This is a genomic window from uncultured Brevundimonas sp. (assembly GCF_937863155.1).
Lineage (GTDB): Bacteria > Pseudomonadota > Alphaproteobacteria > Caulobacterales > Caulobacteraceae > Brevundimonas.
The window spans coordinates 1-19,245 of the sequence record NZ_CALMFB010000068.1 but is presented as its reverse complement, the minus strand read 5'-3'; the positions used below and the strand labels follow the sequence as shown (position 1 = coordinate 19,245).

19 protein-coding genes and 1 pseudogene are annotated in these 19,245 nt (G+C 71.1%); 16 read left to right on the top strand and 4 right to left on the bottom strand.

Translation table 11 applies throughout. The features are described from left to right. Nucleotides 1-108: 108 nt before the first annotated feature. From Q0581_RS10900 to gspM, 11 genes and pseudogenes are all read left to right on the top strand, one after another. The gene (locus Q0581_RS10900) at nt 109-900 is read left to right on the top strand and encodes a type II secretion system protein N (protein ID WP_298700212.1); all 792 of its coding nucleotides are present in this window, start codon (nt 109-111) and stop codon (nt 898-900) included. Next, nucleotides 897-2,963, top strand: a complete 2,067-nt coding sequence (gspD, locus tag Q0581_RS10895; protein WP_298700208.1) for a type II secretion system secretin GspD — start codon at nt 897-899, stop codon at nt 2,961-2,963. The genes Q0581_RS10900 and gspD overlap by 4 nt, the downstream gene beginning before the upstream one ends. 5 nt (nt 2,964-2,968) lie before the next feature. Continuing rightward, a complete protein-coding gene (gene gspE, locus Q0581_RS10890; RefSeq protein WP_298700258.1) occupies nt 2,969-4,453 on the top strand; it encodes a type II secretion system ATPase GspE in 1,485 nt (494 codons plus the stop codon). Beyond that, on the top strand, nt 4,453-5,664 hold the full coding sequence (gene gspF, locus Q0581_RS10885) for a type II secretion system inner membrane protein GspF (RefSeq protein ID WP_298700205.1): 1,212 nt from the start codon (nt 4,453-4,455) through the stop codon (nt 5,662-5,664). Before gspE ends, gspF begins: the two co-directional genes overlap by 1 nt. Before the next feature lie 119 nt (nt 5,665-5,783). Beyond that, a pseudogene (gene gspG / locus Q0581_RS10880) lies at nt 5,784-6,203 on the top strand (type II secretion system major pseudopilin GspG); the annotation flags it as partial. Next, nucleotides 6,172-6,774 (top strand): GspH/FimT family pseudopilin, encoded by a 603-nt coding sequence (locus Q0581_RS10875; RefSeq protein WP_298700202.1) that lies wholly within the window; start codon nt 6,172-6,174, stop codon nt 6,772-6,774. The pseudogene gspG and the gene Q0581_RS10875, both read left to right, overlap by 32 nt. After that, complete coding sequence (gspI, locus tag Q0581_RS10870) at nt 6,767-7,120, top strand: type II secretion system minor pseudopilin GspI (RefSeq protein ID WP_298700199.1); 354 nt, start codon at nt 6,767-6,769, stop codon at nt 7,118-7,120. Before Q0581_RS10875 ends, gspI begins: the two co-directional genes overlap by 8 nt. Continuing rightward, on the top strand, nt 7,120-7,704 hold the full coding sequence (gene gspJ, locus Q0581_RS10865; RefSeq protein WP_298700197.1) for a type II secretion system minor pseudopilin GspJ: 585 nt from the start codon (nt 7,120-7,122) through the stop codon (nt 7,702-7,704). Before gspI ends, gspJ begins: the two co-directional genes overlap by 1 nt. After that, the gene (gene gspK, locus Q0581_RS10860; protein ID WP_298700194.1) at nt 7,701-8,684 is read left to right on the top strand and encodes a type II secretion system minor pseudopilin GspK; all 984 of its coding nucleotides are present in this window, start codon (nt 7,701-7,703) and stop codon (nt 8,682-8,684) included. The genes gspJ and gspK overlap by 4 nt, the downstream gene beginning before the upstream one ends. Further along, nucleotides 8,681-9,784 (top strand): type II secretion system protein GspL, encoded by a 1,104-nt coding sequence (gene gspL, locus Q0581_RS10855; RefSeq protein ID WP_298700192.1) that lies wholly within the window; start codon nt 8,681-8,683, stop codon nt 9,782-9,784. Before gspK ends, gspL begins: the two co-directional genes overlap by 4 nt. Then, complete coding sequence (gene gspM, locus Q0581_RS10850; RefSeq protein ID WP_298700189.1) at nt 9,781-10,221, top strand: type II secretion system protein GspM; 441 nt, start codon at nt 9,781-9,783, stop codon at nt 10,219-10,221. Before gspL ends, gspM begins: the two co-directional genes overlap by 4 nt. Before the next feature lie 4 nt (nt 10,222-10,225). On the opposite strand, the gene Q0581_RS10845 is transcribed toward gspM, so the two are convergent. The 3 genes from Q0581_RS10845 to tpiA form a co-directional block, all read right to left on the bottom strand. Continuing rightward, on the bottom strand, nt 10,226-11,875 hold the full coding sequence (locus Q0581_RS10845) for a CTP synthase (protein WP_298700186.1): 1,650 nt from the start codon (nt 11,873-11,875) through the stop codon (nt 10,226-10,228). Between the two features lie 89 nt (nt 11,876-11,964). Then, entirely contained in the window at nt 11,965-12,354 is a 390-nt protein-coding gene (gene secG, locus Q0581_RS10840; protein WP_298700182.1) for a preprotein translocase subunit SecG, read from the bottom strand. Nucleotides 12,355-12,446: 92 nt separating this feature from the next. After that, complete coding sequence (gene tpiA / locus Q0581_RS10835) at nt 12,447-13,196, bottom strand: triose-phosphate isomerase (RefSeq protein WP_298700179.1); 750 nt, start codon at nt 13,194-13,196, stop codon at nt 12,447-12,449. Nucleotides 13,197-13,320: 124 nt separating this feature from the next. On the opposite strand from tpiA, the gene Q0581_RS10830 reads away from it, so the two are divergent. Both Q0581_RS10830 and trpE read left to right on the top strand, forming a co-directional pair. Continuing rightward, on the top strand, nt 13,321-15,249 hold the full coding sequence (locus Q0581_RS10830) for a peptidylprolyl isomerase (protein ID WP_298700176.1): 1,929 nt from the start codon (nt 13,321-13,323) through the stop codon (nt 15,247-15,249). Then, a complete protein-coding gene (gene trpE / locus Q0581_RS10825) occupies nt 15,246-16,757 on the top strand; it encodes an anthranilate synthase component I (protein WP_298700173.1) in 1,512 nt (503 codons plus the stop codon). Before Q0581_RS10830 ends, trpE begins: the two co-directional genes overlap by 4 nt. Here the strand turns inward: trpE and Q0581_RS10820 are convergent. After that, complete coding sequence (locus tag Q0581_RS10820) at nt 16,739-16,927, bottom strand: hypothetical protein (RefSeq protein ID WP_298700170.1); 189 nt, start codon at nt 16,925-16,927, stop codon at nt 16,739-16,741. The genes trpE and Q0581_RS10820 overlap by 19 nt on opposite strands. Before the next feature lie 106 nt (nt 16,928-17,033). On the opposite strand from Q0581_RS10820, the gene Q0581_RS10815 reads away from it, so the two are divergent. From Q0581_RS10815 to Q0581_RS10805, 3 genes are all read left to right on the top strand, one after another. Next, nucleotides 17,034-17,624: an aminodeoxychorismate/anthranilate synthase component II gene (locus Q0581_RS10815; protein WP_298700167.1), complete on the top strand. Its 591-nt coding sequence runs from the start codon at nt 17,034-17,036 to the stop codon at nt 17,622-17,624. Between the two features lies 1 nt (nt 17,625). Then, nucleotides 17,626-18,660: an anthranilate phosphoribosyltransferase gene (trpD, locus tag Q0581_RS10810; protein ID WP_298700165.1), complete on the top strand. Its 1,035-nt coding sequence runs from the start codon at nt 17,626-17,628 to the stop codon at nt 18,658-18,660. Then, the coding region (locus tag Q0581_RS10805; protein ID WP_298700162.1) for an indole-3-glycerol phosphate synthase TrpC at nt 18,657-19,245 on the top strand (589 nt) is incomplete at its 3' end. The genes trpD and Q0581_RS10805, both read left to right, overlap by 4 nt.

Sequence of the window (19,245 nt, the reverse complement as noted above, 5' to 3'; positions counted from 1 at the left end):
CGATTGCTCTAGGCACGCGAGCACGGCCCGTGACGGGCCAGGGTCCAGGACGGACGCGGCATGGTGATCGGGGCGCTCCAAAACACTATCGGGTCGGCCCGTCGTCGGTTGGCCGCGCACCCCCGCGCCCTTCGCACCGGCGTGGAGATCGCCCTGGGCCTGGCCCTGGCGATGCAGGCGGTTCGGCTGGTGCTGATCCTCATCGCGCCGGCCCAGGCGCCGGAGATCGCGGCCCGCGTAGCCCCCGCCCCTGGCGATCTGAGCGTCTTCCAGCGGTTCGATCCGTTCTCGCGCGGCGCGTCCGGCGATGGCGCCGTGACCGCCGCTGCCGGCGGCTATCGCCTGTTCGGCCTACGCCAGGGCGGACCCGGCGGCGGATCGGCCATCATCGCCCTGTCCGACGGGCGTCAGGTTTCTGTCGGCGTCGGCGAAGAGATCGAGCCGGGCGTGGTGCTGAAGGCCGTGGGCGCCGAAAGCGTCACCCTGTCGCGCGGCGGGGCGGACGAAACCCTGGCCTTCGCCGAAGTGCCCGTTTCGGCGCCGGTCGCCGTGGCCGATGACGATCCCGTCGTGGTTCCGCCGACGCCCCAGGTTGCGCCAACCGCCGCCGAAACCCGGCTGATCGATCCGGCGCGACTGGCGGCCCAGGCGGCGCTGCGGCCGCGCCTTCAGGGCGGGCGGGTCAACGGCCTGACGGTGTCGAGGCGCGGCGACGGCGCCGCACTGCGCGCCGCCGGCCTGCAATCCGGCGATGTCATCCTGGCCGTCAACGACACCGAACTGAACAGCCTTCAAAGCCTGAACGCCCTGCGTGGCGAACTGGACGCCGCCCCCACGGCGCGCATCCGGTTCGAGCGCAACGGCCAGGTGCAGACCGTCACCGTAAGGACCGCGCCTTGACCCGTTTCACCCGCAACATCGGCGCCGTCCTGGCCCTGGTCCTGGCCGCCCAGGGGCCGCTGGCCGCCATGCCCGCGATGGCCCAGGAACGTCAGACGCTGAACGTCCAGGGCGCCGACATCCGCGCCTTCATCGCCGACATGGGCCGCTCGACCGGCCGCACCTTCATCGTCGATCCGGCCGTGACCGGCACGGTGACGGTGACCAGCGACCGGCCGCTGAGCCGCGCCCAGATGTTCGAGGTCTTCCTGTCGACCCTGCGGGCCAACGGCCTGGTGGTCACGCCGACGGGATCGGGCGCCTATCGCATCAGCCCGGCCCAGACGGCGGCGCAAGGCCCGGCCACGGTCGGCGCCGAACGCTTCGCCACCGAGGTGTTCCAGCTTCGCCACATCGACGCCGCCTCGGCCGCCGAGACCATCAGGCCGCTGGTGGGCGCGCAGGGCCAGGTGCTGGCCAACCCCGGCGCCAACAATGTGGTGGTGGCCGACTTCGCCGACAATCTGGCGCGCATCCGCGCCCTGGTCGGCCGCATCGACGTGGACCGCTCCAGCTTCCAGATCATCAGCCTGAACAACACCTCGGCGCGCGAGATCGCCGAGGTCATGCAGGCCGCCCTGGCCCCGCCCGGCGGCGGCGGTTCGTCCATGGTCAGCGTCACCCCGGTGCTGAGCGCCAACGCCGTGGTCCTGCGCGGCGACCCGGCCCAGATCGCGCGCATCCAGCCGCTGATCGAAGACCTGGACCGCCGTGCCTCGTCGGCCGGCGATGTGAAGGTCGTCTTCCTGCAACATGCGGATGCCGAGCAACTGCTGCCCGTGCTGCAACAACTGGTGGGCCAGCCGGTCAGCGCCGCCCCGACCGCCGCCCCGCGCCTGTCCAACTCGGCCGCCGGCGCCGCCCAGGAACCGGCTGTCCAGGCCGTGGCGACCTCGGCCACGCCGCCGGCCGGCGCACCGCGCGCGACCATCGCCCGCTTCCCCGGCGCCAACGCGCTGGTCATCGCCGGATCGGCCGACGCCCAGCGCACCCTGGCCGAGGTGATCCGCCAGCTGGACGTACGTCGCCAGCAGGTGCTGATCGAAGCCATTGTGGTCGAGCTGTCCGACACCGCCGTGCGCGAACTGGGCGTGCAATGGCTGGCGGCCGGCGAACAGGGGTTCGGCCTGACCAACTATTCCGACCGGTCCACGCCGCTGGTTCCCATCGCGGGGGGCGCGGCGGCGGGCCAGCTGGACGCCGACGATCCCTTGCGGGAGCAGCTTCAGAACCTGGCTCTGAACAGTCTGATCGGCGCCAACGGCTTTGTCGGCGGCGGCGGCGGATCGTGGGGCGACGGCCTGTTCGGCTTCATCATCAACGCCGCCAAGACGGACCAGGGCTCGAACCTGCTGCAGACCCCGTCGCTGATGACGCTGGACAACGCCGAGGCGACCATACTGGTCGGCCAGGAGGTGCCCGTCACCACCGGCGAGACCATTCTGAACGGCCAGGACAACCCCTTCCGCACGACCCAGCGCCAGGACATCGGCGTCAAGCTGACGGTGCGGCCCCAGATCAACGCCGGCGGCTCCATCACCCTGACGCTGCGCCAGGAGGTGTCGTCGATCAACGGCGTGCTGTCGTCGTCCACCAACGACCTTGTGCTGAACAAGCGCGAGCTGGAGACCACACTGGTGGTCGATGATGGCGACATCGCCGTGGCCGGCGGCCTGCTGGACCAGAACGACCGCATCTCGATCGACAAGATCCCCGGCCTGGGCGACGCCCCGGTGATCGGCGCCCTGTTCCGCTCCAACAGCCGCCAGCGCGGGCGCACCAATCTGATGGTCTTCATCCGCCCGACCATCATCCGCACCGTGGCCGACAGCCAGACCCTGGCCGCCGACCGCTGGGGCTATATGCGCCAACAGCAGGTCACGGCTGATCCGACCCGCGAGCCCAGCCTGGACGAGATGCTGCGCGACTATATGCGCACCCAGCCGCCGGCCGCCCCGCAGGTGGGCACAGCCCCGGTCGCGCCGGTCCAGACCGCGCCCCTGCCGCCCGCGGGCGCGCTGTGATCACCCTGGTGGATCCCACCCTGCCCTACGCCTTCGCCAAGCGGCACGGCGTGGTGGTGCTGGACATGGGCGAGATCGCCGTGGTCGGCCTGCGGCAGGGGGCCGATCCGCTGGCCCTGGTCGAGACGCGCCGCGCGCTGGGTCGGCCTCTTCGGGTCGAAAGCCTGACCCCGGCCGAGTTCGACCGGCGCCTGTCCGACGTCTATGCGGCCGAGGGGCTGGGCGCCGAGGACGACCTGGCCCTGCCGTCGGGGCTGGACGGGCTGGTGGACGACATCCCGGCCGCCGACGACCTGCTGGACAGCGCCGACGACGCGCCAGTCATCCGCCTGATCAATGGCGTCATCGCCGAGGCGGTGCGCCAGGGCGCCTCCGACATCCATCTGGAGCCGTATGAGACCGCCATGCTGGTGCGGCTGCGGGTCGATGGGGTGCTGAAGGAGGCGCTCAGCCTCAATCCGCGCGTGGCCCCTGTGGTGGTGTCGCGCATCAAGGTCATGGCCCGGCTGGACATCGCCGAACGCCGCACGCCCCAGGACGGCCGCGTCTCCCTGGCCCTGGGCGGGCGGACCCTGGACGTGCGGGTCTCGACCCTGCCGTCGCGGGCGGGCGAACGGGTGGTGCTGCGCATCCTGGACAAGACCCAGGCGGAACTGCCGCTGGAGGCCCTGGGCATGCAGGCCGAGGCGCTGGAGGCGTTTCGCGCGGCCCTGCGCGAACCCAATGGCGTGGTGCTGGTCACCGGCCCGACCGGCTCGGGCAAGACCACCAGCCTCTATGCCGGCCTGTCGCTGCTGAACGACGCCACGCGCAACATTCTGACGGTCGAGGACCCGATCGAATACGCCATCGACGGCGTGGGCCAGACCCAGGTGAATCCGCGCGTGGGCATGACCTTCGCCGCCGGCCTGCGCGCCATCCTGCGCCAGGACCCGGACGTGGTGATGGTGGGCGAGATACGCGACACCGAAACGGCCTCCATCGCCGTTCAGGCCGCCCTTACCGGCCATCTGGTGCTGTCGACCGTGCACACCAATGATGCGGCCGGAGCGGTGACGCGCCTGCGCGACATGGGGGTGGAGCCGTTCCTGCTGGCCTCGACCCTGCGGCTGGTGGTGGCGCAACGGCTGGTGCGGCGGCTGTGCCCGCATTGCCGCGAGGCCGAGGTCGCGGACAAGCCGACGGCGAAACTGGTCGGCATCAAGACCGGCAAGACCGTGTGGCGGCCGCGCGGGTGCGACGCCTGCGGACACACCGGCTATGTCGGGCGCACGGGCCTGTATGAAGTGATCCGGGTCGATGACCGCATCCGCCGCCTGATCGCGGCGGGCGCTTCGGAGGACGACCTGGCCGCCGCCGCCTTCACCGACAAGCACGGAACCCTGTCGGGCCGTGCGCGCGATCTGGTGCTGGAGGGCGTCACCTCGATCGAGGAAGCCCTTCGCGTCACCCGTCAGGAGACGACGGCGCCGGAAGAGGCGGCGGCCTGATGGCGGCCTTCGACTATGTGGCGGTGGACGACACCGGGCGCACGGTCACCGGCGTCCTGAACGCTCGCGACGAGGCGGCGGCGCGCACCGTGCTGGATCGCCGGCGGCTGATGACATTGCAGATCGGCCCGGCCAGCGCGGCCCCGGCCAAGGCGCGGACGGATGTCCGCGGCGGCCGTCTGAGCGCGCGCACCCTGGCCCTGACCACGCGCCAGCTGGCGGCCCTGATCGCCGCCACGCCGCTGGAGGAGTCGCTGCGTCTGCTGGCGGCCCAGGCCGAGCGGCCCAGCGAGCGGCGCATCCTGTCGGGCGTGCACGCCGGGGTGCTGGAAGGGCGGCGCCTGGCCGACGCCATGGCCAGCCAGGGCCGGGCCTTTCCGCCGCTGTACCGGGCCATGGTCGCGGCGGGCGAGCGCTCCGGCGCCCTGCAGCCGATCCTGACCCGCCTGGCCGACGGGCTGGAGCGCGACCAGCAGGTGCGGGCCAAGATCCTGACCGCCGTCATCTATCCGGCCGTGCTGGCGGTGGTGGCCTTTGGCGTCATCACCATCCTGATGACCTTCGTCGTGCCCAAGGTGGTCGACCAATTCGCCGACATGAACCAGGCCCTGCCGCTGCTGACCCGCGCGGTGATCGCAGTGTCGGACCTGATGCGGAACTGGGGCTGGCTGATTGTTCTGGCGGTCGCCGCCCTGATCGTCGCCGCCGGCGTTGCTCTAAGGCGGCCCGAACTGCGCCTGCGGTTCGATGCGGCGATGCTGCGGGCGCCGGTCATCGGGCGGCTGACGCGCGACATCCATGCGGCGCGCATGGCCCGCACCCTGTCCAGCATGATCGCGGCGGGCCTGCCGGTTCTGGACGGCCTGACCCTGACGGCGCGCACGGTGCCCAACCGCGCCCTGCGCCGCTCGACCGAGCAGATGGCTGAGGCGGTGCGCGAAGGCGGCGGCCTGTCGGCGGCCATGCGGCGGGCCGAGGTGTTTCCGCCGATCCTGACGCACATGACCGCCTCGGGCGAAAGCTCGGGCCGTCTGGAGACGATGCTGGACGGCGCCGCCGACTATCTGGAGCGCGAATTCGCGGCCTTCACCGCCGTGATGCTGACCCTGCTGGAGCCGGCGATCATCGTCGTCATGGGCGGGGTGGTGGCGGTGATCGTGCTGTCGATCCTGCTGCCCATCCTGCAGATCAACACCCTGGCCATGGGATGAAAACGATGTCCGACCGTACCTCTTCCTACCGCCCTCAAGCAGCAAGCCGCCGTGCGACGCGCGATAGGGCCAACAACCGCCCTCAAGAAGCGAGCGCCCGCGGCGCGAGCGGTAGGGCTAAGAGACAAGGCTTCAGCCTGGTCGAGCTGATGGTGGTGATCGTCATCATCGGCCTTCTGGCGACCGTGGTGGCCATCAACGTCCTGCCCAGCCAGGACCGCGCCATGGTCGAAAAGGCCAAGGCCGACATCGCCACCCTGGAACAGGCCATTGAGACCTATCGCCTGGACACCATGGCCTTCCCCACCGACCAGCAGGGCCTGCAGGCGCTGCGTCGCGCGCCCGCCGGCCTGGCCCAGCCGGACCGCTATCGCCAGGGCGGCTACATCCGGCGCCTGCCGAAAGACCCGTGGGGCAACGACTACCAGTACCGCCGCAACAGCACGCGCGGCGGCCAGTTCGACGTCTTCTCATACGGCGCCGACGGCCGCGAGGGAGGCGAAGGCGATGACGCCGACATCGGCAACTGGGACGCCTGACCACCGCCCTCAAGCAGCGAGGCTCCGCGAGCCGAGCGTTAGGGCGCAAACCTGCCCTCAAGCCGCGAGCGCCCGCGGCGCGCGCGATAGGGCCAGAACCTGCCCTCAAGCAGCGAGCCGCCGCGCGGCGAGCGTTAGGGCGAACAAACAAGGCTTCACCCTGGTGGAGCTGATGATGACGGTCGCCATCATCGGGCTGGCGGCGGGGGCGGTGGTGCTGGCCCTGCCCGATCCGCACCCCTCGGCGTCCCAGGCGGCCGAAGCCTTCGCCGCGCGCCTGGTCCGGGCGCGCGAAGAGGCGGTGCTGTCCAACCGGCCCACGGCGGTCGAGACGACGCGAGCGGGCTATGGCTTTTCCACCTATGACGGCCTGCGCTGGTCGGCCCTGAACGCGGGGCCGTTCAAGGCCCGGGAATGGGACGCGGCGGTGCGGGTCGATCTGGATCGGCCGCTGCGTATCGTCTTCGACCCGACCGGTGCGGCCGAACCGGCGCGCGTGGTGCTGAGCCGCGACGGCCACAGCCGCGCAGTGGTCGTGGACGGCGCGGGCGAGGTGTCGATCCGTGACTGATCGCGGCGGTTTCACCCTGCTGGAGGTTCTGATCGCCCTGGCCGTGTTCGGCCTGGCGGCGCTGGCCCTGCTGAACCTGACGGGCGAGAACACCCGGTCGGCGGCGCGGGTCGAGGCGCGGACCTGGGCCGGGATCGTGGCCGACAATCTGGCGGTCGAGGCGACCTTGACGCCTGCTCTGGCCGAAGGCGCCGCCGAGGGAACGACGCCTCTGGCCGGGCGCAACTGGCGCTGGACCCGCACCGTCGTTTCGACCGCCGTGGGCGACATCCAGCGGGTCGATATCCGCGTGTCCGACGACGACGGTCCAGCGGCCGAGCGTGTCGTGTTCCGGGGGCGGTCGTGATGCGCCGCGCGGGCTTCACCCTGGTGGAGGTTCTGATCGCCCTGGCGGTCTTCGCCCTGATCGGCGGGGCCGGGGCGCTGGTGCTGTCGCAGGCGGTGGACAGCCGGTTCGCGGTCAAGACGGCCTCGGACCGGATCGCCGAGATCCAGCGCGCCCGCGCCCTGATGCGGGCCGACATCGGCCAGGCGGTCGGCCGCCGCACCCGCACCCCCACCGGCCGCCCCCTGCCCCGGCCGATGGTCGCGGGCCAGGCGCCAGGCGAGCCGCTGCTGGTCCTGACGCGTGCAGGCTGGAGCAATCCGGGCGAAGAGGCGCGGCCGTCGCTGCAACGGGTCGAGTATCGTCTGGTCGAAGACCGGCTGGAGCGCCGCGCCTCGCGCTATCTGGACGGGGCGCGGCCGGGGCCGCCCCAGGTGCTGTTCCGCGGCGTGCGTCAGGCGCGGGCGACCTTCGTGCGCGACGGGGTCGAGGCGCCGGCCTATATCGTCTCGCCCGACCGACCGCTGCCCGACGCGGTGAAGATCAGCCTGACGCTGGACGGCTATGGGCCGGTGGATCAACTGTTTCTGGCAGGCCCGGCATGAGGCGGCCGACCGAGCGCGAGGGCATGGCCCTGCTGACCGTGCTGCTGATGGTGGCGGTGATGGCGGCCGTGGCGTCGGTGGTTCTGGACGACGTGCGCTTCTCGATCCGCCGCGCGACCAACGCCGAAATCCAGGCCCAGGCGCAACTGTACGCCGACGGGGCCGAGGCCCTGGCGCGGCGTCAGGTCGGGCGTCTGGTTTCGGCCAATCCGACCCGCACGCCGCTGCAACCCGACTGGAACGGACGGCGGCTGGATTTCCCGACCGACACCGGCGCGGTCAGCGCCGTAGTGCGCGACGGCCAGGGCTGTTTCAACCTGAACAGCGTCGTCTTCGGCCAGGGCGAGGATCTGATCGTCCAGCCCGAGGGCGTGGCGCAATTGGTGGCTCTGGGCCGGGCGCTAGGCGTGGCCGAAGGGCGGATGCGGGCGGTGGCCGACGCCTTGGTCGACTGGCTGGACGCCGACCCGGCCGTGCGCCCCGGCGGGGCCGAGGACGCGCGCTACGCCGGCATGGCCGAACCCTATCGCACCGGCGGGGTGCTGCTGGCCGAAGTCAGCGAACTGCGCGCCATCCAGGGGGTGGACGCCGACCTCTATCGCACCCTGCGGCCCCATGTGTGCGCCCTGCCGGCGGCGCGGCTGTCGCCTGTGAATCCCAACACCCTGACGCCGGACCAGGCGCCGGTCCTGGTCATGCTGACCCAGGGGCGGCTGGGTCTGGCCAGCGCGCGCGCCGTGCTGGCCAACCGACCCGCCGGGGGCTGGACCTCGGCCGACGCCTTCTGGTCGCAACCGGCCATGGCCGCCGCCGCCCCGACGCAGGAGGCGCGCGACCAGATCACCCTTCTGAACACCTGGTTCGACCTGCGCATCGAGGTGCAGCACGCCGGCATGCGCGTGGTCCGAACCGCCTTGATTTCGGTGACGCCCGACGGCGCCGCCCGCACCGCCATACGTCGCTGGACGCCTGAACAATGACCCTGAACCGATTGATCTTGTTGCCGGAATCCTCGTCCCTGCCCGCGCCTTTCCTGGTGTTCGACGCGGCCGGAACGGTGATGGAGCGCGGCCGCCTGTCGCTGGATGCGCCCCAGCCGCTGAATCCCATGCGCACCGTCGCCATCGCGCCGGGCGCCGATGTTCTGGTGCGCTGGCTTGACCTTCCGGCCGGCGGTGCGGCCCAGCAGCGGGCGGCGGCGCTGTGGGCGCTGAAGGACAAACTGGCGACCCGGCCGGAGCGGCTGACCCTGGCCCTGGGTCCGGTGACGGCGGCGGGCCAGCCGCGCCTGGCGGCCGCGGTCGATACGGCCCTGCTGGAGGCGTGGCGCGACCATCTGTCGGCCCTGGGCGCGCCGGCGGACGTGCTGTTTCCCGACAGCCTGATCGCGCCGGAGCCGCATGATGCCGAAGGGGCCACAGTCGTGACCCTGGGCGCCCACAACGCTGTGCGCCTGAACGGATCGGCTCAGACGGTTCAGGCCGATCTGGCGCCCCTGATCGTCGGCGAGCGGCCGGCGTCGATCATTGACGACGAGGCGACGATCCAGGTCCTGATGATCCAGGCGGCGCTGCGCCCGCCGGTCGATCTGCTGGACGCCGGACGCAAGGCGGGATCGGATCGCCGGGGCTGGCTGCGGGCGGCGATTCTGGCGGGGCTGCTGGTGATCTCGCCGCTGGTGCTGATCGGCGCGGCGGGCCTGCGCGACAGTCTGGCCGCCGACCGGGCCGAGGATCAGGCGCGGGCCGCCGCCGTCCAAGCCGCGCCGGACATGGCCGAATCCGACGACCCCGCCGCCGATCTGCTGGAGCGGCTGGAGACGGCCCCGCCCCCCGGCGGCGCCCTGAACGCCGTGGCGGCGATCAGCGCAGGCGTTGAAGGCGTGCCCGGCGCGGCGATCGACAGCCTGTCGCTGGCGCCCGACACCGGCCTGCGGGTCGGCCTGACCTATCCAGCGTTTCAGGATCTGGAGACCCTGCGGGCCGCCGTGGCGCCCATGGGTCTGGCCCTGACCGAACTCAGCACCATCGAAGACGAAGGCCGGGTCGTCAGCGATCTGGTCGTGGAGGCCGCCCGATGATCGGCGCGATTCAGGAATTCTGGCACGGCCGCACCCCGCGCGAACGGGCGATGCTGGCGGTCATGGCGGCGGCGCTGGCGGTCTTCGCGATCTGGCTGCTGATCGTGCGCCCGCTGACCGGCTGGGCCGAGGCGTCGGCGCAGAGGCGTCGGCAGGCCGAGACCGCCCTGGCCCAGGTGCGCGCCCTGCCGCCCGCGCCCGAACGGCACGATGTCGCGGGACTGGAGCCAACCCTGCGCACGGCGGCCCAGGCCCAGGGGCTGGACCCCACCCTGGCCATGTCGGAGGACGGCGGTCTGGGGTTCCGTCTCAGCGGCGTGGCCGCCGGGCCGGCCCTGCGCTGGCTGGCGGCGGTCAAGACCGCCTCGGGCGCCGAACCGCGCCGCCTGTCGATCACGTCTGAAGGCGAAACCGTGTCGCTGGAAGGCGCCTACTGAAGCGTCAGACCAGGCGGCTCTGCACCACGGCGGCGGCGATGAAGCCGGCGAACAGCGGGTGCGGCGCGAACGGACGGCTCTTCAGCTCGGGGTGATACTGGACGCCGATGAACCAGGGGTGGTCCGGCCGCTCGACCGTTTCGGGCAGGACGCCGTCCGGCGACAGGCCGGCGAAGCGCAGGCCCACGGCCTCCAGCGCCTCGCGATAGTTGATATTGACCTCGTACCGGTGGCGGTGCCGCTCGGAAATCGCGGTCGTGCCATACAGTTCGGCGATCTTCGATCCGGCCACCAGGGTCGAGTCATAGGCGCCCAGACGCATGGTGCCGCCCAGGTCGCCGCCCTGCTGGCGCAGCACGCGCTGATTGCCCTGCGTCCATTCGGTCATCAAGCCGACGACCGGCTCGGACGTCGGGCCGAACTCGGTCGATGACGCCTGGGGCAAGCCCGCCAGATGCCGCGCCGATTCGATCACCGCCATCTGCATGCCGAAGCAGATGCCGAAATAGGGAATGCGCCGCTCGCGCGCGAACCGGGCGGCCAGGATCTTGCCCTCCGAACCGCGCTCGCCGAAGCCGCCCGGCACCAGGATGGCGTGGGCGCCCTGCAGCCGCGCCTCGCAGGCCTCGCGGTCGCCCTCGAAGGTCTCGGCCTCGACCCAGTCGATATTGACCTTGATCCGGTTGGCCACGCCCCCGTGATGCAGGGCCTCGATCAGGGACTTATAGGCGTCCTTCAAGACCGTATATTTGCCGACCACGGCCACGGTGACCTCGCCGTCGGGGTTCAGGCGGCGATCGACGATCTCGGTCCAGCGCGACAGGTCCGGCGCCGGGGCGTCGGTCATGCCGAAATGGGCCAGAACCTCGGCGTCCAGCCCCTCGCTGTGATAGTCCAGCGGCACGGCGTAGATGTCGGCGCTGTCCATCGCCTGGATGACGCCGCTTTCGCGCACATTGCAGAACAGGCCGATCTTGCGCTTCTCGTCGGCCGGGATCGGCTGTTCGCAACGGCACAAAAGGATGTCCGGCTGGATGCCGATGGAGCGCAGCTCCTTGACCGAGTGCTGGGTCGGCTTGGTCTTCATCTCGCCGGCCGTCTTGATGAACGGCAGCAGGGTCAGGTGGACAAAGCACGACTGGCCGCGCGGCAGGTCCTGGCCCAGCTGGCGGATGGCCTCAAAGAAAGGCAGGCCCTCGATGTCCCCGACCGTGCCGCCGATCTCGACCAGAACGAAGTCGGCGTCCTCGCCATCGTCGGCGATGGCGGGCGTCAGGACGAACTGCTTGATCTGGTCGGTGACGTGCGGGATCACCTGGACCGTGGCGCCCAGATAGTCGCCGCGCCGCTCCTTCTCCAGGATGGTCGAATAGATGCGGCCGGTGGTGATGTTGTCGGACTTGGCCGCCGAGACGCCGGTGAACCGCTCATAGTGGCCAAGGTCCAGGTCCGTCTCGGCCCCGTCGTCGGTCACGAAGACCTCGCCGTGCTGATACGGGCTCATCGTGCCCGGATCGACGTTCAGATAGGGGTCCAGCTTGCGCAGACGGACGGTGTAACCGCGCGCTTGCAGAAGCGCGCCGAGAGCGGCGGAAGCGAGGCCTTTTCCCAATGAGGAAACCACGCCGCCAGTGATGAACACATAACGGGCCATGGGAGATCACCCTACCGCCGATTCGGCGGCCGTACGCTGGAGACTTTGAGGGCGGGAGAAGAAGCCGGGGATAACCGCCCCGGCCATGGTTACTGGGCCGCCGGCAGGCTGGCTTCCAGATCCTCCAGCGACGGCGTGGCCTTCTCGGCCGGGGCCGGTTGGGCGGGCGCTTGCGGCTGGGCGGCGGCGGGCTGTTGCTCATCCAGCGCCAGGGCGCCCACGGCGTCGGCGTCGACCACCGAACGGGTGGTGCGCGTCATATTGCCCGCGATCGTCAGGCCGATGGCCAGAACGAAGAACAGCGTCGCCAGGATCGAGGTGACCCGCGTCAGCAGATTGCCGGCGCCGCGCGCGGTCATGAAGCCCGAAGGCCCCCCGCCCATGCCCAGCGCGCCGCCTTCAGAGCGCTGCAGCAGGATCACCGCGGTCAGGGCGATCGAGACAAGGATCATGGCGACGAGAAGAATGGTCTGGAGCATGGCGGCTTACATGTGGGCGCGGGCGCGCCGATCAAGCGGCGGCCTCTATCATTGTTGCGTCGGCGGGGCAACGCGCCCCGCGCCAACGGCGATCAGACGGCCCGGATAATGCCCAGGAAGTCCTGCGCCTTCAGCGAGGCGCCGCCCACCAGCGCGCCGCCGACGTCCTGAACCGCCAGGATTTCGGCCGCGTTCGACGGCTTGACCGAGCCGCCGTACAGGATCGGCGCGGTCTTTCCGCCCTCGCCCAGCCGCACGATCATGGCGGCGCGGACGGCGGCGTGAACCTCGGCGATCTGGTCCAGTGTGGGCGTCAGGCCCGTGCCGATGGCCCACACCGGCTCATAGGCGACGGCGAAGGCGCGGCCCGCCAGGGTTTCGGGCAGAGAGCCGAACACCTGTTCCGTCACCACGCTCACGGCGTCGCCCGCCTCGCGCTGGGCCAGGGTTTCGCCGACACAGATGATCGGCTCCAGACCGGCGGCCAGCGCCGCCTCGACCTTGGCGGCCACATCGGCGTCGGTCTCGCCGAAACCCTGGCGGCGCTCCGAATGGCCCAGGATCACCAGACGCGCGCCCGCATCGGCCAGCATGGCCGCCGAGACCGAGCCGGTATAGGCGCCCGCCGCCTGGGCGTGACAGTCCTGTCCGCCGATCTCGACCGCCCCGTCCTTCAGGCGCCAGGCCATCTGGGCGATCAGGGTCGCGGGCGGGCACAGGGCCACGCGGCAATCGGCCGCCTGGGCTTCCAGCGCGGATTTCAGGGCGGCGGCTTCGTCCAGATCGGCGGCTAAACCGTTCATCTTCCAGTTGCCGGCGATCAGCTTCACGGTCTGTTTCATGGGGCCTGTCTAGGCCGCGGCGCCGCGCAAGCCAAGTTGCAGAAGGTCGCGCCGTCTTGCGGTCACAGGTGCAGCCCCTCTATAGGCACAGACGGCGATTTCCGCCGCGAGCCCAGGTTCATCGATGATCACCCATTTCCGCAATTTCGCCCGCTCCAAATGGGCCATCGGCCTGTTCGGCCTGCTGATCCTCAGCTTCATGATCGTCGGCTCGCAGATGGACGTCTTTTCCAGCCTGGGGGCCAAGAACGTCGTGGACGCGGGCAACCGCCACATGACGCCCGCGCGGTTCCGCGCCGATTTCGACCGGGTGCGCGAGAACCTGCAGGAACAGGCCGGACGGCCGGTTTCGACCCAGGACATGGTCAATGAGAATCTGCATGTCCGCTTCCTGGAAGGCCGGACCCGCGAGCTGGGCTTCCTGTCGTGGGCCTGGGATGCGGGCCTGCGTCCGGGCAAGGCGCTGATCGTCAAGAAAATCCGCGAAATTCCGGCCTTCTTCAATCAGGTGACCGGCCAGTTCGACCAGGCGCTGTACGAACAGACCGTGATGCAGCGCGGCGCCACGCCGGCCGAGATCGAACAGGACTTCCGCGACCAGGCGGCGGTCGAGCATTTCGGCGCCGCCCTGTACGCCGGGGCGCGCCTGCCGCGCATCTACGCCGCCGTTCTGGCCAACCAGGCGCGCCAGTCGCGCGACGGGCGCTGGTTCACTGTGACCCAGGCCATGGCCGGGTCGGCCGCGGCCCCGACCGACGCCCAGCTGACGGCCTATATGCAACGCAACGCCGCCCAGCTGCGCCGGCCCGAGTTCCGCATGGTCTCGCTGGTGCTGTTCTCGCCGGACCGCGCGCAACAGAATGCGGCCATCAGCGAAGACAAGATTCGCGAGCGCTTCGAGTTCCGCAAGGCCGCCCTGTCGCAGCCCGAGAAACGCAGCTTCGTCACCCTGACCGCCCCGACCCAGGACGTGGCCGCCCGCGTGGCCGCCGCCCTGAAGGCCGGCCAGTCGCCCGAAGAAGTCGGCCGCGCCAACAACATCCGTCCGGCCGTGTTCGACGCCTCGCCGCGCACCGCCCTGGGCGACCCGGCGGTGGCCGCCGCCGTGTTCGGCATGACCGCCGGCCAGGTGTCGGACCCGATCCAGGCCCGCGTCGGTTTCGCCGTGGCAAAGCTGAACTCGGTCACGCCGGGTCAGGACGTGACCCTGGACGGCGTTCGCGACGCCATCGTCGCCGAGCTGCGCCAGGAAGAGATGCGGGCCAAGACCTATGAGGCCGTCGAGGCCTATGAGCGCGCGCGCTCCGAAGGCAAGACCATGGCCCAGGCCGTGCAACAGGTGGGCGCGCGCATCATCCAGCTGCCGCCCTTCACCCAGGAAGGCCGCATGCCCGACGGCCAGCCGATGAATGCGCCGGAACAGGTTCTGACCACCGCCTATTCCCTGGGCAAGGGCGGCGAATCCGATGTCATCGACGCCGGTCAGGGCCAGTATTTCGTGATCCGCCTGGATGAAATCCGCGCCGCCCAGTTGCCGGCCCTGGCCGACATCCGCGGGCCTCTGGCCCAGCGCTGGACCGCCGAGGAGAACGCCCGCCTGCTGGCCGCCAAGGCCGACGAACTGGCCCGCCGCATCCGGGGCGGCCAGGACATCGCCGCCGTCGCCGCTTCGGTCGGCGCCAGCGTGACCACCCGCACCGGCCTGGAGCAATCCGCCGCCACCCAGGAACAGATCGGCCAGGGCGCCCTGGGCGGCCTGTTCGGCAACGGCCGAGGCCAGGTCTTCGTCGAGCCTCAGGCCAACGGCGCCACGGTCATCGGCCGCGTGGACGGCATCCACGCCGCCACCCCGGCCCTGGCTGCGCCCCTGGGCGAACAGGCCCGTCCGCGCCTGACCCGCGAATATATGGAAGCCTTCCTGGACCACGCCATGAGCATGGCCGCCAACCGCGTGAAGGCCCGCAACGATCCGGCCGTGGCGCTTCAGGCCCTGGGCATCGAGGCGCCCGCCGCCGCCGCGACCCCGGCCGCTCCCGCCGCCCCGGCGCGATGACCGACGATCCGCGCGGCGCCTTTCTGGCCGGCCTGACCGCCGGCCGGCCCCAGGTCGTCGTGCGGCGTCTGATCGACGATCTGGAGACGCCCGTCTCGGCCTTCCTGAAGGTCGGGCACGGCCGCCCCTACGCCTGTCTGCTGGAATCGGTGGAAGGCGGGGCGGTCAAGGGGCGCTATTCGATCGTCGCCCTGGACCCCGACGTGGTCTGGCGCTGTCGTGACGGCCGGGCTGAAACGGCGCGCGGCGCGGCGATCGCGCAAGGCCGCTTCACGCCCGAAGACGCCCCGGCGCTGGAGTCTCTGCGCGCCCTGATCGCGGCGGGCCGGTTCGATCTGCCCGACGATGTTCCGCCGATGGCCGCCGGCCTGTTCGGGGTGTTCGGATACGACATGGTCCGGCTGCTGGAGCCGCTGGGCGCGCCCAATCACGATCCGCTGGACCTGCCGGACGCGGTGCTGTGCCGCCCGTCGCTGGTGGCGGTGTTCGATTCGGTGCAGCACGAGATCGTCCTGGTCGCCGCCGCCTATCCCGACACGGGCGATGCGCCCGAAGCGGCCTGGGCCGCCGCCGTGGCCCGGCTGGACGCCTTTCAGGCTGCCCTGCGCCAGCCCCTGCCCGCCACCGCCGCCCCGACCAGCGGCGACGCGCCCGACGCGGTGCCCGACTTCGCCTCGGCCGTCGATCAGGCCGCCTTCGGCGCCATGGTGCAGCGGGCCCAGGATTACATCGCCGCCGGCGACATCTTTCAGGTGGTGCTGAGCCACCGTTTCGCCGCCGACTGGTCCGGCGATCCCTTCGCCTTCTATCGCGCCCTGCGGCGTCAGAACCCGTCGCCCTATCTGTTTTTCCTGGACGGCGGCGGCTTCCAGCTGGCGGGGTCCAGCCCCGAGATCCTGGTGCGGCTGAAGGACGGGCGCGTGACCATCCGTCCCCTGGCCGGCACCCGCCCGCGCGGCGAAACGCCGGAGGCCGACCGGGCGCTGGAGGCCGAACTGCTGGCCGATCCCAAGGAACGGGCCGAGCATCTGATGCTGCTGGACCTGGGCCGCAACGACGTGGGCCGCGTCTCGGCGCCCGGCTCGGTTCAGGTGACCGAAAGCTTCGTCGTCGAACGCTACAGCCAGGTGATGCACATCGTCTCGAACGTCCAGGGCCGGGCCGATCCGGCCATCGACGCCGTGGACGCCCTGCTGGCCGCCCTGCCCGCAGGCACGCTGTCGGGCGCCCCCAAGGTGCGGGCCATGGCCATCATCGACGAACTGGAGACCGAAAAGCGCGGCGTCGGCTATGGCGGCGGGGTCGGCTATATCTCGGCCGACGGTCAGGCCGACATCTGCATCGTCCTGCGCACCGCCCTGTTCGCCCATGGCCAGGCCTTCGTCCAGGCGGGCGCCGGCGTGGTGGCCGACAGCGATCCGGCGGCCGAATATGCGGAAACCGTGGCCAAGGCCCGCGCGCCCATGCGGGCGGCGGCCGAGGCCTGGCGTTACGGCTCGAACGGCTGAGAAACAGCGGCGGGCGCGCCGGTCACGCCCGGCCCCAGGATCACCGCCCCGGCCATCAGCACGGCGGCCGAGGCGCACAGACCGGCGGCGAACAGCGCGCCCCATGGGCTGGCGGCCCGCGCTTCGGGCGCGATCAGCAGGCTGCGGGCTTTGGCGACGGCGTCGGTCATGGCGGCGATTCCCCTTCGCCCCCGAATGTCACAGCCGGAAGGTTAACCAGACCTTTCCGCGCCATCAGCGCTTGGCGCGCCCGGCGGCCGGTCGTAAGACCGCCGGATGATCCTGGTCGTCGATAACTACGACAGCTTCACATACAACCTCGTCCACTACCTCGCGGAGCTGGGCGCGACGACGCATGTGGTGCGCAACGACGACCTGAGCGTCGAACAGGCCTGGTCGCTGAAGCCCCAGGCGGTGCTGCTGTCGCCCGGCCCGTGCGCGCCGGACCAGGCGGGCATCTGCCTGCCGCTGATCCAGACCGCGGCGGCCGACATGCCGATCCTGGGCGTCTGTCTGGGCCACCAGGCCATCGGCCAGGCGTTCGGCGGCGATGTGGTGCGGGCCAAGACCCTGATGCACGGCAAGACCTCGCCGATCGAACATGGGGGCCAGAGCCTGTTCGCCGGCCTGCCCTCGCCCTTCACCGCCACCCGCTACCATTCCCTGGCCGTGCGGCGCGAAACCCTGCCCGACGTGCTGGAGGTCACCGCCTGGACCGCCGATGGCGAGATCATGGGCCTGCGTCACCGCACGCGGCCGATCCACGGCGTCCAGTTCCACCCCGAATCCATCGCCACCGAACACGGCCACGCCATGCTGGCCAACTTTCTGGATCTGGCGGGCGTCGAGCGCCGGAAAGCCGCCTGAGGTGTCGGACGGGGTCAAGCCGCTGCTGGCCAAGCTGGTCGACGGCCGGGTGCTGACGACCGAAGAAGCGCACGCCTTCTTCGCCGCCTGTCTGAGAGGCGAGCCGACGCCGTCCCAAGTGGCGGCCGCCGTCACCGCCCTGCGCATCCGGGGCGAGACGGTGGACGAAATCGCCGCCTTCGCCATGGCCATGCGCGACGCGGCCCTGAGGCTAGACCACCCCTACGAAACCATCGACACCTGCGGCACCGGCGGCGACGGGGCGCACACCTTCAACATCTCCACCGCCGCGGCCCTGGTGCTGGCGGGCGCCGGCGTGAAGGTGGCCAAGCACGGCAACCGCGCCCTATCGTCCAAATCGGGATCGTCCGACGTGCTGTCGGCCCTGGGTGTGAACCTTCAGGCCAGCCAGGCGCAGCAGCTGCGGGCGCTGGACATGGCGAACATCGCCTTCCTGTTCGCTCCCGCCTATCACGGCGCCATGCGCCACGTCGGGCCGGTGCGGGCCGAGATCGGTTTCCGCACGGTTTTCAATCTTCTAGGGCCGCTTTCCAATCCGGCGTCTGCAAAGCGTCAGGTGATGGGCGTCTATGATCCGCGCCTGTTGGAGCCGTTGGCCCAGGTGCTGGGGCGGCTGGGCGCGGTGCGGGCCTGGACCGTGCATGGCCAGGGTCTGGACGAACTGACCACCACGGGTCCGACCGAGATCGCCGAATGGCGCGACGGGGCGGTGCGACGGTTCTCGGTCACGCCAGAGGATGCGGGCCTGCCCCGCGCCGACATCGCGGCCCTGCGCGGCGGCGATGCGGAAGAGAACGCGGCGGCGCTGAACGCCTTGCTGGATGGGGCGACCGGCGCCTATCGCGACATCGTGCTGTTGAACGCCGCCGCCGCCCTGCTGGTCGCCGATCGCGCCGAAGACCTGGCCCAGGGCGCGCGGATCGCAGCCCAGGTCATCGACGACGGACGCGCGCGGGCCGCTCTGGACGCCCTGGTCGCGGCCACCAACACCCCGGTCGAGGAGATCGAACCTTGAACGACATCCTGGCCCGCATCGCCGCCTACAAACGCGAAGACGTCGCCGCCCGCAAGGCCGCCCGGTCGCAAGACGCCGTCGAGGCCGCCGCGCGCCACGCCTCGCCCCCGCGCGGGTTCCGCGCCGCCCTGGAACAGGTCAATGAGACCGGCCGCACCGCCCTGATCGCCGAAATCAAGAAGGCCAGCCCGTCCAAGGGCCTGATCCGCGCCGACTTCGACCCGCCGGCCCTGGCCCAGGCTTACGAACGCGGCGGCGCGGCCTGCTTGTCGGTGCTGACCGACGGCGCCAGCTTCCAGGGCGACGACGCCTTCCTGACCGCCGCGCGCGAGGCGGTCGCCCTGCCCTGTCTGCGCAAGGACTTCCTGGTCGATCCGTGGCAGGCGGCCGAGAGCCGGGCCCTGGGCGCCGACTGCATCCTGATCATCCTGGCCATGGTGGACGACGGCCTGGCCGCCGAACTGCTGGCCGAGGCCGAGCGGCTGGGCATGGACGCCCTGGTCGAGACCCATGACGAGACCGAAATGGCCCGCGCCTGCGCCCTGGGGGCCGATCTGGTCGGGATCAACAACCGGTCGCTGCGCA